This window comes from Bradyrhizobium sp. 31Argb (assembly GCF_043638955.1).
Classification (GTDB): Bacteria; Pseudomonadota; Alphaproteobacteria; order Rhizobiales; family Xanthobacteraceae; genus Bradyrhizobium.
Genome location: NZ_JBEGDB010000094.1, coordinates 1 through 16,126, shown reverse-complemented (window position 1 = coordinate 16,126; position 16,126 = coordinate 1). Strand labels below are relative to the sequence as shown.

At 62.3% G+C, this 16,126-nt stretch carries 17 protein-coding genes; 9 read left to right on the top strand and 8 right to left on the bottom strand.

Annotated elements, in window-relative coordinates; translation table 11 throughout:
* Positions 1-9: 9 nt before the first annotated feature.
* A complete protein-coding gene (locus AAFX91_RS19415) occupies positions 10-753 on the bottom strand; it encodes an SDR family oxidoreductase (RefSeq protein ID WP_394567480.1) in 744 nt (247 codons plus the stop codon).
* A gap of 214 nt (positions 754-967) precedes the next feature.
* On the opposite strand from AAFX91_RS19415, the gene AAFX91_RS19410 reads away from it, so the two are divergent.
* Both AAFX91_RS19410 and AAFX91_RS19405 read left to right on the top strand, forming a co-directional pair.
* On the top strand, positions 968-1,477 hold the full coding sequence (locus AAFX91_RS19410; RefSeq protein ID WP_394567479.1) for a DUF4269 domain-containing protein: 510 nt from the start codon (positions 968-970) through the stop codon (positions 1,475-1,477).
* Between the two features lie 120 nt (positions 1,478-1,597).
* Positions 1,598-2,392 carry an alpha/beta fold hydrolase gene (locus AAFX91_RS19405; RefSeq protein ID WP_394567478.1) on the top strand — a complete coding sequence of 265 codons (795 nt, stop codon included), beginning with the start codon at positions 1,598-1,600 and terminating at the stop codon, positions 2,390-2,392.
* Between the two features lie 120 nt (positions 2,393-2,512).
* Here the strand turns inward: AAFX91_RS19405 and AAFX91_RS19400 are convergent, their stop codons facing one another.
* Entirely contained in the window at positions 2,513-3,412 is a 900-nt protein-coding gene (locus tag AAFX91_RS19400; RefSeq protein WP_394567477.1) for a LysR family transcriptional regulator, read from the bottom strand.
* Between the two features lie 116 nt (positions 3,413-3,528).
* Here AAFX91_RS19400 and AAFX91_RS19395 point away from each other — a divergent pair, with 116 nt between their 5' ends.
* The 4 genes from AAFX91_RS19395 (at position 3,529) to AAFX91_RS19380 (ending at position 6,383) form a co-directional block, all read left to right on the top strand.
* On the top strand, positions 3,529-4,308 hold the full coding sequence (locus tag AAFX91_RS19395; RefSeq protein ID WP_130581557.1) for a carboxymuconolactone decarboxylase family protein: 780 nt from the start codon (positions 3,529-3,531) through the stop codon (positions 4,306-4,308).
* Positions 4,309-4,430: 122 nt separating this feature from the next.
* Positions 4,431-4,826, top strand: coding sequence for a cupin domain-containing protein (locus AAFX91_RS19390; RefSeq protein ID WP_207234577.1), 396 nt, complete (start codon positions 4,431-4,433; stop codon positions 4,824-4,826).
* A gap of 28 nt (positions 4,827-4,854) precedes the next feature.
* A complete protein-coding gene (locus AAFX91_RS19385) occupies positions 4,855-5,550 on the top strand; it encodes a dihydrofolate reductase family protein (protein ID WP_394567476.1) in 696 nt (231 codons plus the stop codon).
* A 71-nt stretch (positions 5,551-5,621) separates the two neighbouring features.
* On the top strand, positions 5,622-6,383 hold the full coding sequence (locus AAFX91_RS19380; protein WP_394567489.1) for a glucose 1-dehydrogenase: 762 nt from the start codon (positions 5,622-5,624) through the stop codon (positions 6,381-6,383).
* A 36-nt stretch (positions 6,384-6,419) separates the two neighbouring features.
* On the opposite strand, the gene AAFX91_RS19375 is transcribed toward AAFX91_RS19380, so the two are convergent.
* From AAFX91_RS19375 to AAFX91_RS19365, 3 genes are read right to left on the bottom strand one after another with little or no spacing between them, the layout of a single operon-like run.
* On the bottom strand, positions 6,420-7,043 hold the full coding sequence (locus AAFX91_RS19375; RefSeq protein WP_394567475.1) for a VOC family protein: 624 nt from the start codon (positions 7,041-7,043) through the stop codon (positions 6,420-6,422).
* A 13-nt stretch (positions 7,044-7,056) separates the two neighbouring features.
* Positions 7,057-8,655: an MFS transporter gene (locus AAFX91_RS19370; protein ID WP_130581552.1), complete on the bottom strand. Its 1,599-nt coding sequence runs from the start codon at positions 8,653-8,655 to the stop codon at positions 7,057-7,059.
* A 32-nt stretch (positions 8,656-8,687) separates the two neighbouring features.
* Positions 8,688-9,731, bottom strand: a complete 1,044-nt coding sequence (locus AAFX91_RS19365) for a D-cysteine desulfhydrase family protein (protein WP_394567474.1) — start codon at positions 9,729-9,731, stop codon at positions 8,688-8,690.
* Between the two features lie 135 nt (positions 9,732-9,866).
* Here AAFX91_RS19365 and AAFX91_RS19360 point away from each other — a divergent pair, with 135 nt between their 5' ends.
* Positions 9,867-10,739, top strand: coding sequence for a LysR substrate-binding domain-containing protein (locus tag AAFX91_RS19360; protein ID WP_130581550.1), 873 nt, complete (start codon positions 9,867-9,869; stop codon positions 10,737-10,739).
* Between the two features lie 184 nt (positions 10,740-10,923).
* On the opposite strand, the gene AAFX91_RS19355 is transcribed toward AAFX91_RS19360, so the two are convergent.
* The gene (locus tag AAFX91_RS19355) at positions 10,924-11,154 is read right to left on the bottom strand and encodes a hypothetical protein (RefSeq protein ID WP_130581549.1); all 231 of its coding nucleotides are present in this window, start codon (positions 11,152-11,154) and stop codon (positions 10,924-10,926) included.
* Positions 11,155-11,240: 86 nt separating this feature from the next.
* Between AAFX91_RS19355 and AAFX91_RS19350 the strand changes: the two genes are divergently transcribed.
* Positions 11,241-11,816 carry a GrpB family protein gene (locus AAFX91_RS19350; RefSeq protein ID WP_245476593.1) on the top strand — a complete coding sequence of 192 codons (576 nt, stop codon included), beginning with the start codon at positions 11,241-11,243 and terminating at the stop codon, positions 11,814-11,816.
* 123 nt (positions 11,817-11,939) lie between these two features.
* Here the strand turns inward: AAFX91_RS19350 and AAFX91_RS19345 are convergent, their stop codons facing one another.
* Both AAFX91_RS19345 and AAFX91_RS19340 read right to left on the bottom strand, forming a co-directional pair.
* Positions 11,940-12,659, bottom strand: coding sequence for a tetratricopeptide repeat protein (locus tag AAFX91_RS19345; RefSeq protein WP_394567473.1), 720 nt, complete (start codon positions 12,657-12,659; stop codon positions 11,940-11,942).
* A gap of 279 nt (positions 12,660-12,938) precedes the next feature.
* Positions 12,939-13,376 carry a hypothetical protein gene (locus AAFX91_RS19340; RefSeq protein WP_130581547.1) on the bottom strand — a complete coding sequence of 146 codons (438 nt, stop codon included), beginning with the start codon at positions 13,374-13,376 and terminating at the stop codon, positions 12,939-12,941.
* 356 nt (positions 13,377-13,732) lie between these two features.
* Here AAFX91_RS19340 and AAFX91_RS19335 point away from each other — a divergent pair, with 356 nt between their 5' ends.
* On the top strand, positions 13,733-16,042 hold the full coding sequence (locus tag AAFX91_RS19335; protein ID WP_394567472.1) for a caspase domain-containing protein: 2,310 nt from the start codon (positions 13,733-13,735) through the stop codon (positions 16,040-16,042).
* Positions 16,043-16,126 lie beyond the last annotated feature (84 nt).

The window sequence follows — 16,126 nt, the reverse complement described above, 5'->3', positions numbered from 1 at the left end:
CGACCGACGTTAAAGTTTCGCGAGCCAAGCCTCCAGGCGGGTTGGTCCAAGCCGGGCTGTGCCGCTGGGTGTCAGGGAGGCATCGTCGATCGGCGCGCCATAATACTCTGCGGTTGGATCGCCGAAAACGAGCCGGCTGTCGCCTGATGCCTTGAGGCGGCGCGCAACGAATTCATTGAAAGGCGCCTTCTCCGGGCCTGCAATATCGATCGTGGCGTTCAGCGGCTGCCCGGTCGCAACCTCTGCCAGGCAATCAACGACATCGTCGGCCGCGATCGGCTGGAACAGGGCCGACGGAACGACAATCCTGTTCCCGATCGCTCCCGTTTCGGCGATGGCGCTCAGGAATTCGAAGAACTGGGTCGCGCGGACGATGGAGTAGGGCACGCCGGACGATTTGACCAAGGTCTCCTGCGCGATCTTGGCACGAAAATAGGCAATATCCGGCGAGCGGTCGGTCCCGACAATCGATAGCGCGACGTGATGCGTTACGCCGGCCGCGGTTTCCGCAGCAATGAGATTGCGGGTAGAGCGCTCGAAGAAGTCGAGCACTGCGGCAGGTTCCCAGGATGGCGAATTGGAAACGTCCACGACGACCTGTGCGCCGGTGAGTGCTGTCGCGAGCCCTTCTCCCGTCACCGCGTTCACGCCCGACCGCGGAGAGGCGGGCACGGTCTCGTGTCCCTGTTGGCTGAGTTTTGCGACCAGCTTCGATCCGATCAGCCCGGTGCCGCCGATGACGATGATCTTCATGACACTCTCCCTCAGCGTTTGACGAAGGCGAGTAGTTCCGGATTGACGACTGGGACGGCTCGCCAACATGGTGCGCAAATATCTCACGAGCCGTTGCATCCAGCAACTCTCGGGTAGCGATGATGGAAGATCGAGTCAAATGTGGTACTGCGAACCCTGATCTCAGAAAGGCTGAGAGCCGAAATGGTGGCGGCTAGTATCTTGGCAAGCAACAATGGAATACGAAGCCGCGATCAGTAGCTCAGGTGTGTTGGAAGCGCTCCGTGCCTTCGATCCGCGGGTGGTCGGGACTCTTCCGCTGGCGCTTTCCGTGCCGGACAGCGATATCGACATCGTCTGCCACGCATTTGACCCGGTGGCCTTTGCCGAGGCGATCTGGAGACAATTCCAAGCCTGCGACGGCTTTCGTCTCTATCAGTGGACCTCCTCGGGACGGCCGGTGGTCGCTCGCTTCGAATGGAGCGGATGGCCCTTCGAGGTGTTCGGGGACTCTCGGCTGGTGGGGCAGCAGCACGGCTGGTTGCATTTCGAGATCGAAAGAAGATTGCTGGCTCTCGATGACGGACGCCTCCGGAAGGCTGTCCTTCAGCAAAGGTCGCTGGGGATCAAGACAGAGCCCGCCTTCGCAGCCGTCCTTGGGATAGACGGCGATCCCTATCGCGGCCTGCTCGAACTCGCTTCCGAGACCGACATTCAGTTGCGCGCTCGGCTGAACTCACTGTGAGGAATTGTCCGCCGCGCCGCTGGTGAGCCGCTCTGTTACCGCCGTAGCTCAAATTCCGTCGCCTTTGTCAGACCGATGTCGCATGCTTCAACGACGGAGAATGGCAAGCAGGAGAAAGAAGTGCCCTACGCGGACGTTAACGGTCAGCGGCTCTATTACGAGGATACGGGCGGGGCTGGCCCGGCGATTGTCTTCTCGCACGGACTGTTGCTTGACGGCACCATGTTCGCGCCGCAGGTGATGGCGTTCCGGGACAGATACCGGTGCATCGTGTGGGACGAGCGCGGGCACGGGAAGACTGCCACGGAAACGTTGCCCGCTTTTTCGTACTACGATTCCGCAAACGATCTCTCCGCGCTCCTTTCGTTTCTCGGCATCGACAGCGCCATTCTCGTCGGCGTGTCTCAGGGATCCTTCCTGGGGATGAGATGCGCCTTGATGCATCCCGCGCGCGTCCGTGCGCTGGTCTTGATCGCAACGCAGGCAGGCATAGACGATCAGACAACGCTCGCGGGCTATCGCGCGCTGCTTGGCGCATGGATCGCAGGCAAGCTGCCAGACGAAATCGCCACCACGGTCGAGCACATCATTTTCGGTCCCAACTGGCCTGGCGCCTCCGCATGGAAGGAAAAATGGCGCGCCATGACGGCGCCAAATCTCTTGAGCTGTCTCGACACGCTCGCTCGCCGAGACGATATCAGCGACAAGATCTCCTCGATCCGCGTCCCCACACTGGTCATCCATGGCGATGCCGATGCCGCCATTCCACTCGCTAGGGCGCAAGCCATGAAGGCAGCAATCCCCAATGCGGAACTGATCGTGATTGCGGGCGGTCACTCCGTCAACATGACCAACCCAGGCCCCGTGAACGCAGCCATCAAGGACTTCCTTGAACGACATCCTCTCGTCTCTTGAACGCCGAAGGCGTGAAACGGACATGCCAGAGGGCTAGGACTGAGAGTACACTTGATTCAGTCCGGGACCGCGGCTGAACGCTGCGGCTTTGGGTTGTTCTCGACAAAACTCAAGCAGCGATCATTTGCGGCGGTAGCGAAGCGCATCGACCAGCAGCGAGAACGCCGGCGATGGCTGCCGGCGGCTCGGATAATAGAGGTGATAGCCGGAGAACGGCGGGCACCAGTCCGACAGGACGCGCACAAGCTGGCCGCTCGACAAATACGGCTGCACATGCCCCTCGGTCAGATAGGCGAGCCCGAAGCCTTTCAAGGCGGCGCTGAGCAGTGCGCCGGCGCCATTGAAGACAAGCTGGCCCTCGACGCGCACATTCACTTCACGCGCGTTCTTCTCGAATTCCCAGGCATAGAGGCTGCCGCCATGCGTAGGCAGGCGCAGGTTGATGCAGTTGTGATGGGTCAGATCCTGCGGCGTCCGCGGCCGCTTCCGGTTGGAGAAGTAGGAGGGCGCGCCCACGACCGCCATGCGCAGGTCCGGACCCACACGCACGGCGATCATGTCCTTTGCCACCAATTCGCCCGGACGAATCCCGGCGTCGTACTGGGCCGCGACGATGTTGGTGAGACCGTAGTCGATCAGGACTTCGACCTTTATATCCGGATAGTGCGGCAAGACGTTAGCCAAGGCAGGCATCAGGATCGCATCCGCGGCATGTTCCGTGGCGGTGATCCGGATCGTGCCTGCCGGCTTCTCGCGCAGTTCGCCCAAGGCCGCCAGCTCGACGTCCATCTCGTCGAACTTGGGCCCGATCTTCAGGAACAGCCGTTCGCCGGCCTGAGTTGGTGTGACGCTCCGGGTCGTGCGGTTCAGCAACCTGACACCCAACCGCTCTTCCAGGCCGCGGACGATCTCACTGAGCGTCGGTTGGGAGATCCCGAGCTTTGCCGCCGCCCTGGTGAAGCTCCGCTCCCGCGCCACCGCCAGAAAGGCAAGTAGATCGCTCGCGTTCTCGCGGTCCATTTATAGGTAGCTCCGATAAATCTGATCGGATTTTATCATCTAATACCTGGATGCCCAAAGCGCTACGTTCGCATGCGATCGCTGGCCCAGCCATTCGCTACCGAGGAGAGTTCTCCATGAGAGTGCTCGCAGCCGCCGCCGTCTCACTCTGTCTGATGGCTCAGGCTTCGGCCCAGACGCCCGCAACCAAGGGAGCAAATACGATGCCCACGCCCCAAGACATTCGGGCGGTCGCGCCCGCCCTCGAAAATTACGCGCAAGGCGTTGTGCTTGGCGATCTCTGGAAGCGACCCGGCCTCTCGGCGCGTGATCGCAGCATCGTGACCGTCGCCGCCCTCATCGCCCGGGCTCAGACGGTCGAGCTGCCATACTATCTCAATCTCGCGATCGACAGTGGCGTGAAGCCGTCGGAACTTTCGGAGATCATCACGCATCTGGCGTTCTACACCGGCTGGGCGAATGCAATGGACGCGCTCCCGGCGGCGCAGGAAGTCTTCAGGAGCCGCAACATCGGAGCCGATGAGCTTCCGCCGGCGTCCGGACCGCGGCTCCCCCTCGACGAGGCTGCGGAGACGCAGCGGGCGACGCGTGTTGGACAGCAGTTCGGTCAGATCACGCCGAGCCTCGTGCAGTACACGACCGACGTGCTGTTCCGCGACCTCTGGCTGCGACCGGGCCTCGCCCCTCGGGACCGCAGCCTCGTCACCGTGAGCGCCCTCGTCGCGACCGGACAGGTCGCTCAAATCACCTACCACCTGAACCGGGCGATGGATAACGGATTGACGCGGGAAGAGGCCGGAGAGGTGCTCGGCCATCTGGCCTTCTATGCCGGCTGGCCCAACGCGTTTTCCGCGGCGCCGGTCGTCAAGGACGTGATCGAGAAACGGCCTCCGTAGTGATCAGGATGTACTCGCGTCGACGATTGATCGCTGGCACCGGAGCCGGATTCGCCTTGACCGTGATCGGCGGGGCCGCGGCGGAAAAGTCGACCACCAAGCGAAGGAGTGGAGACATGGATATCGAGATCAAGCGAAATGGTTCGCGGCCCTCTGCCAAGGGCTCGCCGGACTGGTTCACCGGTTCGGTCCGCGTCGACCCGTTGTTTCAGGCGCCTGATCCGGCGCGGGTCGGCGCCGGACAGGTCACCTTTGAGCCCGGCGCCCGGACCGCCTGGCACACCCATCCGCTCGGCCAGACGTTGATCATCACCTCGGGATTGGGGTGGGTGCGGCGCGACGGCGGAGCGATCGAAGAGGTGCGGCCGGGCGACGTGGTGTGGTTCCCGCCAGGCCTCAGGCACTGGCACGGAGCGACGCCGACCACCGCAATGACCCACATCGCCATCCAGGAATCGCTCGACGGCAAGAATGTCGACTGGATGGAGAAGGTCAGCGACGAGCAATACCGCAAGTGACGGAGCCGCGATTGAATGGAGAGATCGAATGAAGCCCTACGTCATCTGCCACATGGCGGCGAGCATCGATGGTCGCACGCTGTTCAGCCGCTGGAGTCCGCAGGCGAGCGTGTCGCCAGGGCTGTTCGACCGATTGCACGAAGAGATCGGAGGCGACGCCTGGCTGGTCGGACGCACAACCGGTCAGGAATATGCCAAGGGCAGCGAGTATCCCTCGTCCACGAAGGATGTCTTCCTGCGCGAGCCCTGGTTTGCGCGTCGCGACGCGAAGGCCTACGGCGTCGTGCTGGACGCGCGCGGAAAGATCGTGTGGGGCCGCTCGGACATCGGCAATGATCCCATCGTCGTCGTGCTGACGGACGACGTCTCGGATGCACACCTGGCGGGACTTCGCAGCGAAGGAATTTCCTACGTCTTCGGCGGGAAGAAACAGCTCGACCTGCCGCTGACATTGGACGCCCTGAACCGCGAACTCGGTGTGAAACGCCTGTTGCTGGAAGGCGGCGGCGTCACCAATGGTGCCTTCCTGCGGGCAGGGCTGGTCGACGAAGTGAGCCTGATCCTGTTTCCGTCAGTGGACGGAGCGAAGGGAGCGCCGGCCGTGTTCGACTCGCTGGAGAACGAGCAGGGACGGTCGGCGCCCGTCCGATCGATGACCCTCGAGAGCCATCAGGTGCTCGAAGGCGGAGTCATGTGGCTGCGTTACAAATTGCAGAATGAATGATCCAAGGACCTGCATCTCAATCGGCCTTGAACGGGCCGTCCGTCCTCCACAACACTAAAGGAGCGAGTTCAGTGTATTTGCCTTTCAAGAACCAGGTCGCGCTGGTCACGGGCGCTGCATCCGGCATGGGTTTGGCCACCGCCAGAGCTTTCGCGGACGCCGGCGCGGCCGTCGCGCTCGTCGATGTCCGGGAGGACGCCGTACGCCGAGCCGCCGAAGAGCTGGCGGCGGCCGGCCATAAGGCGATCGGGATTCAGTGCAACGTCGCCGATGAAGGCGACGTCGCCGCAGCGGTCGAACGGACCGTATCCGAATTCGGGCGGGTGGATGCCGCGTTCAACAATGCCGGCGTGCAGTCGCCTGCGATCGAGACTGCCGACGTTACGGGCGAAGAATTCGATCGGGTCAATGCCATCAATCTGCGCGGCGTCTGGACCTGTATGAAGCATGAGCTCAACCACATGCGAGAGCAGGGCAGCGGCGCTATCGTCAATTGCTCGTCCATTGGCGGCTTGATAGGTCTGCCAGGGCGTGCGGCTTACCACGCCGCCAAACATGGAGTGATTGGGCTGACCAGGAGTGCTGCGCTCGAATATGCAGCGCGCGGTATCCGCATCAACGCGGTGTGCCCGGGCACCATCGATACTCCCATGGTTTCCGAGATGCTCTCCAAAGAGCCGGAAGCGATGAAGGAAATCCTGCGCAACCAACCGATCGGTCGCCTTGGTCGCCCGGATGAGATCGCGTGCGCCGTCCTCTGGCTGTGCAGCCCCGGCGCTAGTTTCGTCATTGGGCATGCGCTCGTCGTGGATGGCGGGTTTACCGCTCACTGAACGCGGCCCTCGGCAGAATTGTTCTGCGCGCCTCCCTTAACCATCGCTCTTCAACGCTGCTCGCACGAAGAGGGGTTCTGCGATCTCGAGTGGCTTCAGCGGGGCGCCTGCTTCCGAGAAACGCTTCCAGTAGGAAAGACTCCCGGCAACATCGACATGCATGATCTCGAGTTTGAGATCGTCCGGATCGGAGAAGAAGAACGCGTAGTAGCCGGGCTCATAGTCGTACTCGGCCGGGGGATCGAGGATCGGCACGTTCCTATCCTTTAGAAACCGATAGAAGGCGTCGACTTCGTCTCGAGAACCGACATTCCAGGCGAGGTGATGGAAGCCCGGCGAATAGCGGTCGTGAGTCCTGTTCGGGCTGTCCGGATTCGCGACGCTCATGATAAACCAATGCAGCGTACCATGTGGCGCCCAGCTCGCCCAGGCGAGGCGCGTGACGCTTTCCTCCACCAGCAAATAGCCAAGCCGCTCCATAACGGGTTGGTAAAAATCCCTGGCTCGCGTGACGTCCGTGACGGTGAGCCGCAAGTGATTGATCGTGCCGGTGCGGTCGGTGTGCGGCTGGCCTGGCAGCACATTTTTCGGATCTTTGCGCATATCTTTTCTCTCCAAAGCATGATGGCTCGGCGCGGCAGGGCGAGCGATTGCCTTCATCCGCGCCGCGGTGTCAGTCCGCGATGCGGCTTCCAGTTCGGTTGCGCATGAACAATAGGCCGATCACAAAGCTCAGCGACGCCACGCCGACCGGATACCAAAGGCCGGCATAGGGATTCCCGGTCACCGTCACCACGGCGAACGCGACGAATGGAAGGAAGCCTCCGAACAGGCCATTCCCGACATGGAACGGCAGCGAGAGGGACGTGTAGCGGATGCGCGCTGGGAACAATTCGACCAGGAACGCGGCCATCGGGCCATAGACCATCGTTGCCCACACCATCATCAGGATCAACAGCAGCGCGGCGGGAAGCCATTTGACCTGCGCGGGATCGGCCGTCTTCGGATAGCCGGCGGCAGCGAGTGCTGCAGCGTAGGTGGCGCTGTCAAAACCCTTGATAACAGTCGATCCGATATGGACGACGACGCCCGCTGTATCAGCCGTTTCGGCGGACGCGTAAGTGACGCCGGCCTTTGACAAATAGTCCCTGGCCATGTCGCAGGGCGTTGCAGGCTTGGCGAACATGTTGAAATTGCAGTCCTTGGCCGCGACCTGGACCGGGCTGTTGCTCTGCGCGGCCGCGAGTGCGGGATTCACCGCCCAGGTGAGGGCGTGAAAGGTCGGGAAATAGGTCACGGCGGCCAGCAGAAAGCCTCCGACGATCAGCGGCTTGCGGCCAATCCGATCCGACAGCGCGCCGAACGCGATGTACAGCGGCGTGCCTGCCAGCAGCGCAATCGCGATCAGGACATAGGCACTCACGTAGTCAAGCTTGAGAGTGGCCGTGAGGAAGTAGAGTGCATAGAACTGTCCGGTGTACCAGACGACGGCCTGTCCGGCGGTGGCGCCGAACAGCGCGATCAGCACGAGGCGCAGATTGGCCCAATTGCCGAAACTGTCGCGAAATGGCGCGCGGGACGTGGCACCAGCCCGCTTCATCTCGGCGAAGACGGGAGATTCCTCCAGTCGCAGGCGGATGTAGACGGACATCCCGAGCAGTGCGATCGAGACGAGGAATGGAATTCGCCAGCCCCAGCTCGCGAACACAGCCGCGTCCATTGACTGCCGGCAGGCCAGAATGACACCAAGTGACAGCAACAGGCCCACCGTCGACGTGGTTTGAATCCAACTGGTGTGAAGTCCGCGCTGCCGGTCCGGTGCGTGCTCGGCGACATAGATCGCGGCGCCACCATACTCGCCGCCGATGGCCAGTCCTTGCAGCAGGCGAAGTCCAACCAGCAGCACCGGCGCCAGCATCCCGATCTGGGCATAGGTCGGCAACAGGCCAACAGCCGCAGTGGATAGCCCCATGATCAGGATCGTTATGAGGAACGTGTATTTGCGTCCGACCATGTCGCCGAGACGGCCGAATACAAGCGCTCCCAGCGGACGCACGGCGAATCCCGCTCCGAATGTGGCGAGGCTGGCCAGGAATGCTGCAGTCTCGTTGCCGGGAGGAAAGAACAGTGCGCCGAAGAACGCAGCGAGCGTTCCGTAGATGTAGAAGTCGTACCACTCGAAGATGGTGCCGAGCGATGCGGCCGTGATGACCAGTCGGCGCGACTTTGTGGTGTCTGCTTGCGCAGCATCGATTTCGGCCACAGTGACCATGGTGGTGTTCCCCCTTTGCGTGATGTGAAGTCTTATGAAGTGAAAGCGTCGGCGTAGGCGCCAAGCGCCTGGCTTCCGCCGGTGTGCAGAAACAGGATGTTCTCGCCCCGCCGGAATTTTCCGCTCTGGATCAGCGCGATCAGCCCCGCCATTGCCTTGCCGGTGTAAACAGGATCGAGCAGCAATCCTTCGGTCTCGGCCGCGAGTTGGATGGCGTCGATGGTTTGCGATGCCGGCTGGCCGTACCCGGGGCCGACGAAGCCATCGTCGATCAGAGGAGCCTTGAAAGCGGCGACATCTTCGATGCTGAGCAGAAGCGCAGCGGATCGCAGGTGCTGCGCCACCTTCGCGCGCTGGCTCTCGAGCGGCGCCCCGACGGAGATGCCAAGAATAGAGGCCTCCAGCCCGGTGAGATGGGCGCCGAGGATATAGCCCGCCTGAGTGCCACCGCTGCCGGTCGGCAGGATGATACTGTCGATGGCGATTGCGCGTTCATGCAGTTGCGTGAGCAGTTCGAAATAGCCGGCGACATAACCGAGGACGCCGACCGCGTTCGAACCGCCCACCGGAATGATGTAAGGCCGCCGGCCGCGCTCGCGCTCCTGTCCGGCAATCTCTTCCATCATCGGGCCGCTCTCGACGTCCCCGACAAGACGAATGTCGGCGCTGAGCAGACGATCGATGAGGACATTGCCGCTGGTGCGATAAAGGTCGCCGCGCCCTCCAACGGAGTCGGTCAGAACCAGAATCGGCCGCAGATCGCAACGAACCGCCGCCGCTGCGACCTGACGCGCATGATTGGACTGGACGGCGCCCGCCGTAATGACTGTATCCGCGCGCTCCTCTCGGGCAGCGCCGATCAGAAACTCGAGCTTTCGGATCTTGTTGCCGCCACCGGCCAGGCCTGTGCAGTCGTCCCGTTTGACCCAGATGGTTGGTCCGTTCAGCTTGGCCGAAAGCCGGTCGAGCCGCTCAAGCCGAGTTGGCGCGTGGACAAGCTCTACGCGAGGAAATGCAGAAAGCCGCTGTGCTTCCTGCTGCGCGCGCTGGGGTGACACTGCAAAACGGTACGCCATCGAAAATTCTCATGGATCGCGAATAAAAGATCGCCGACCTTGTTAAAAGGCTGACCAAACGCTATTTTTTGCAAAATCATTAGTAAAACGAGTTGTTTCGATGGAATTCGATCGAATAACTCGATGGGTTGTGCTATGAACCTCGAACTGGAACTCGTGCGCACCTTCCTTGCGATCATCGAGCAAGGCGGCTTCACCCGTGCGGCGGGTCGGCTGCATAAGACGCAATCAACCATCAGCCTCCATATTCGTCGGCTTGAGGAGATCGTCGGCCGACCGCTTTTCGAACGTCAGGGCCGCGGTGTCGCGCTGACAGAACAAGGCGAGGTCCTTCGAACCTATGCCGAGGCGCTGGTTGATCTAAATGACGAGGCGTTGCTGAAGCTGCGCCGCCCACCGCTGACGGGCACGGTTCGGCTTGGACTGCCGGAGGATTTCGCCACCCGCCATCTGCCGATGGCGCTGCGACGCTTTACAGCAAGTCATCCAGCGATCCGTCTGGAAGTCAGGAGTGCGTTGACAGCCGAACTGATGCGCGACCTGGGGAACGGCGATCTCGACATCGTGCTGGCCCGCCGCGAATCTGAGGCGACGGAGGGATATGTTCTTTGGCGGGAGCCGCTTGTCTGGGTCGGCGCCCGCGGTCAGAGTTTTGTCGTCGACCCTCTTCCCCTCGTGATGTTTCCCCACGGCTGCGTCTATCGCCCGGAAGTATTACGGCGCATGCGCTCCTGTCCGCGACCTTGGGAGATCGTGTACACGAGCACCAGCCTTGCCGGCGTGCAAGCCGCTGTATCGGCAGGCATCGGCATCGCGGCGTTGGCCCAAAGCACCGTTCTTCTCGATTTTGTAGCCCTCGGCGCGGCAGAAGGTTTGCCGGATCTCCCTGAGACTGAAATAGCGCTCTTCAAAGGATCGTCGCGCAACGAGGCGGCAACTTACCTGGGCGAATATCTGTCGGAGTCGGTACAAAGCCTGTCATCCTCATCATCCGCCCGAATGTTCTGATGGCGTTGATCCAGTCCGATACCGTCGCTGAGCCGCTGCGGCTTTGGGTCCTACTCGACAAGACTCAATCCAAGCACGGCTTCTTCGCGGAAGTCCGCGACGAAAGTAGAGCTTTCGTCCTGCAGAAGTTCGGAGCAGCTCAGTGCCGTGTCGCGGCCGAGCGTCAGCTTACATGGCTCTCTTGTTACACGGCTCTCTTGGTCTCCTCGGCGTCAATGCAGCCGGCGATGGCATCGAGTACCGCCAGCTCCGCCTGCTCGATCGACGCGACGGCATAATCAATCGCGAACCCCGCCTCCCACTCAAGTCTCTCGGCCTTGTTTTCAGCGCGCCCGGCCTCTCGCTCTCGCTTTCGCTGGGCGATTCCGACCTTCAACGCCTCGATATCGGCGGCGATTCGTACGCCCGAGAGCAAAGGTCTGGATTGCCCCGAAGCGGACTCACAATAGCGGCACGATTGCTCAGTAGTATGTGTCGGTCGCTACCGCGTGATACAGTTCAATGAAAGGCAGTCAGGGGGTGAACGTGGAGAAATACGGAGCCGGGTCGATTGTTGTTTCCGACTATGACCCGAAATGGCCGACGTTGTTCGCGCAGGAGCGCACTAGGATTAAGAATGCTCTCGGCTCGTTCGCTTTGGCTATTGAGCATATGGGCAGCACGGCAGTTCCAGGTCTCCCTTCGAAGCCCATCATTGACCTGTTAGTTGGTGTACCTAGCCTTGAAGAGGCAAAGGAACGATGCATCGAGCCGATTGAGGTGCTTGGCTACATTTGCGTACCGGAGTACGCGTCATGGATCCCCGGCGAGCTGTTCTTCCGTAAGGGGCCTCCGGGGCCGTGGACCCACCATGTGCATTTGATGGAGCCGTCCCATCCTCGTTGGGAGGCATTACTGGTGTTTCGCGACTATCTTCGCACACACCCTGACGCAGCCCGCGCCTATGCCGACATTAAGCGGGCCCTCGCTGCTTCGTCAAAAGACAACATAGAGGCCTATAGAACCGGCAAAAATGTTTTCGTCGAGGAGACAACAGCTAAGGCTCGTGCATGGCGCGCGGATGCAGGAGATCAATAGCAACGCGAGATGTCAGAGCCTCAACATGTGCTTTTGGCCCGCAGCAGACCTGATGCCTTTTCTGAGGTCCCTCGAGCAGCCGTATTCGATAGTAACAGCTGTATACGCGGCGACCGTTGATCCCTACTTCAAGCGGAGCCTCTGCAGCCGCTTCACGGCGAATTCGTCGCCAGGCTTCAGTCTTAAGACGGCCTCGTAGTCGCGATACGCACGATCAAGCTCGCCTGCCCGTTCGTAGGCTAGCCCTCGATATCTCAGGGCCGTAGTGGAGTTGGGGCGGAGTTCGACAGCTTTATCCAAGCTTTCGATCGCGGCCTTCTCATTCTTCAGTGTGAGATGTGCGGCTCCGACGCCCACCCGAAGTCGATACGTATCGTTTTGCGTGAGATGCCCGAGTGCCAGCGCCTTATCGTAATCCTCCAGCGCGGTTTGCGGTCGGTGCGAACGATTATAGGCCTCGGCACGTCCAAGCATGAACACGCCCGATGTCGGATCAAGCTTTATTGCTTCGTCAAACCGATGGATTGCTTCCTCGGATTGGCCCAGTTCCATAAGCGCCAGTCCCTGGCCATTGGGGAAAGTCCCGTCATCAGAAAACAACTTTGCCCCGGCGGTGTAGTCGGCCAATGCAAGCTCAAAGCGACTTTGGTGGTGATAGAAAAAGCCGCGCTCGCTATAAGCGCGTCGGATGGCGCGCTCAAAGTCCAGCTTGCTTACGGCAACGGCAGCAGCCGTCTGGTAAGTCTGGGCGTCGGACGCAATCACCGCAGAACAGATTGGCCACAGCACGGACAGGAAAGCAATTCCGCGCAGGACTCTCCGCTGTGCCAAGCCAATTTTCATTTGCTTCTCCGGGCCGAGAAAGCGCTCATGCCCGAAGTTGATGCAATCGACAATTGTTCTTATCGAACAATGCAACCGTAATGCTGATTGCGGTTAAACAATCGTTGATCGAGCAACATCTGTCCTCCGCCATTGCTGCCGGCGCAGATTAAGCTTGGCCTTCAAGTTCGCTATTGGACCATCGCGTCATTTCGTGGCGGCGCAGCAATTCGGTCGCTTTTAGAGCGAGGCGGACATCAACTGGCGGCGTCCACAGAATCCGGTTTATGGATACGCTAGTCACTTCATCGTAATGGTGATGCGAGCCAGGCTGGCCGAGAGCTCCACGCCCAACCTGGGTCCGCTGAGCACCAGGACGACGCCATTCGCATTCTGCAAGCGCACGGCGCCGGCTCCGGCGACGAGAGCGCCGGCGGCTCCGACCGCGGTGTAGGTCCCTGCCAGATCGCCGGGATTGCGCAGGTTTTGGGCCTGCCCGACGAACTCATCAATTGAAAGCGCAAGCGTGGCGCCAAAACTCGCGCCCGAAATGTCGAAGGGATATTTTTTGCCGTGGAATGTCAGCACGCCTGTACCATTGCCGACGGCGGCGATGATTCCGGCCTTGGAGAAGAGGACATGCACGCTGCCGGTGTCTGCCGGCGACGGACTGGTCGTTGCCGTCCAGGCGGCGAACGCTATCAGGCTGGATGCAATTGCACTGCGAAAGTCGCGCATGGGACCTGATCCCGCGTTTGAACGAGCAGAGGTCGGAATCCGAGCTTGAGACGAGAGACAATCCTGATCAGGCGCAAGAACGCTTAAGTTAGATCAAGGCGGTCTTTGTCCGCATGAAAATGCGCTGGCTCCGAAATCCGAACCCGAGAGCTGGAATCATGCTGAGCGCTGACGGCTTCAAGTGTGGGCGACCGTAGCCACGGTTCCATTCACTGACCGCGTCGAATGGGCCGCGACGAAAAGCCCGTGGAACGTACAGGGGAGGCCAAGGATTGCCATAATTGGCGTAATTCCTGTTCAGCGCTGGTTCACCCGTCGAGGAATCCAATCGAGTGGCATCCGATAGGGGAATGATCATGACACGCATTCTGTTGGCATTGTTCATTGGCCTGGTGTCATCGATCGCGCTGCCTGCACAGGCGCAGGAGCAGGAGAAGCGGCTCGCGCTGGTGATCGGCAATGGCGCCTACGCGACCGGTGCGCTGCCGACGGCGGCCAACGATGCAGGCCTCGTGGCGCAGACGCTGCAGGCCGCGGGCTTTGACGTCGTCGGTGCGCGCGACCTCGACGGCGAGACGCTGCGCAAGTCGTTCCGTGAGTTCGTGCAGAAGGTGCAGGAGGCGGGATCGAACACGGTCGCCTTTGTCTATCTCGCCGGCTACGGCGTGCAGCTTACGGGTGAGAACTATTTCATTCCGGTCGATGCGAAGATCGCCCGCGACATCGACGTGCCGGTCGAAGGCCTGCGGCTGTCGGACTACATGCGCCAGCTCTCGGCGCTGCCGGTGAAGGCCAACATCATCGTCCTCGATGGCGCGCGCGCGAATTCCTTCGCCAAGGAGGGGCAGCCGCTCGCCGGCGGCCTGGCGCTGGTCGAGCCCGATGCGAAGATGCTCCTGGCGTTCAATGCCGCACCCGGCACGATCGCGCCTGAAGGTCAGCCGCCTTACGGCCCCTACGCGCAGGCGCTTGCCGAGATGATCCGCGCCGGCGGCCTGCCGCTGCCTGAACTGTTCGACCGCGTCCGCCTGCGCGTCAGCGAGATGACCAAGGGCGCGCAGATTCCCTGGAACGCGCAGAAGATCGATACGCCCTTCATGTTCTTCGAACGGCAGCAGGACGCGCCGCCGACCCAGGTCGATGCCAGCGCCCGCGACAAGCCGATCCGCGACTTCGACGCCAAGGACGCCTATGCCGCCGCGCTGGAGCGCGACACGCTGCAGGGCTACGAAGATTTCCTGCAGGCGTTTCCGAATGATCCGCTTGCGAAGCGGGTGAGGGCGATCGTCGCCGCGCGGCGCGAGGCGATCACCTGGGGGCGGAGCTATCGCACCGATTCGCCGGATGCCTATTGGTCCTATCTCCATCGCTATCCGCGCGGCCCTCATGCGGCCGATGCGCGGCGGCGGCTTACAATCCTGTCGGCGGCGCTGGAGCCGCCGCCGTCCTTTGCGCCGATCGACTACGACGTTGGGCCGCCGCCGCCCGATGAGTTCATATATGTCGAGGATCGCCCGGTCCTCTACTTCGATGATCCGGTGTTCGCCTTTGCGCCGCCGCCACCGCCGCCCGTGTTCTTCCTGCCGCCACCGCCGCCGGATTTCGTGGTGCTGGCGCCACCGCCGCCTCCAGTGGATGTCTTCGTGCTACCCGTTCCGCTGTTCGTGCCGATCCCGGTCTTTGTCCGGCCGCCGATCTATGTTGCGCCGCCGCCGAACAACATCGTGTTCGCCAACATCCACAACCAGACGATCATCAACAACGTCATCAACAATCCGAACCCAACTCCGGCGCAGCTCGGCGCGCTCGGAACGAAGTTCAGTGGTGGCGCAGCTCGGCCGGCGATTGCGCCATCGTTGCCGCCTGCCGCGGCGCAGCGGGCCAACCTGGTCCAGCCATCGCCGCAGGGCGTCGCTCAGCCGGCGCTGGGCACCAAGTTTGCGCCATCAGCATCACCAGCGCCCGGCGCGGCGCCGAACGCCGCCGGGGCGCATGCGCTGCCGGGCGCCGGAAGGCAGCCATTGCCGCAGACGACGACGGCGCCCGCGACCGCCGCGCAGCCTGATCCGGGCTCCAAGGCGACGCGACTGACGTCCCCACCGACTGCGCCCAACGCGGCTGGCACCAATGCGCCGGCTGGGACCAAGGGACGGCCTTCGCCGCAGACCGCGACGGCGCCTGCCACGGCCGCGCAACCCAACGCGACCAAGCCGGCAGCTTCGCCGAGCGCTGCCGCTGCGCCGACCGACGCGAAACTCAATCGGGCAGCGCCCGGGCAGCGGCCGTCGGTCGCACGGCCGGCGGATGTTCCGCGGGCCGCTGGCGCGCCGCCATCGCGCAACGCGCCTGCGGCAACCGCATTGGCAAGGCCGACGCCTTCCGTCGCTCCGCCGGTTGCCGCGCATCGCCCGTCACCGCCGCCGGCAGCGGCGCGGACACCGCCGCCCGCTGTCGCAGCGCGGGCGCCCGCGCGTGCCGCAGTCGCACCGCCGCCAGCTCCCGCTCCGCGCGTCGCGGCGCCACCGCCACGCGCAGCCGCACCGCCGCCCCGGGTCGCATCACCGCCGCCGCAGATGCAGCGCGCGGCACCACCGGCGCGGCCCGCTGCGCCGGCTGCTGCCCGCGGAAGACCCGCCTGTCCGCCTGGCGGGTGCCCTCAGCATTGACTGGTGGGAAGCTCTAGGCCGTGTGGACAGTTACCTTATCCAGAGCAGAGTGGCGGCAATGGCGACGACGGCGAAGTAGTTTCG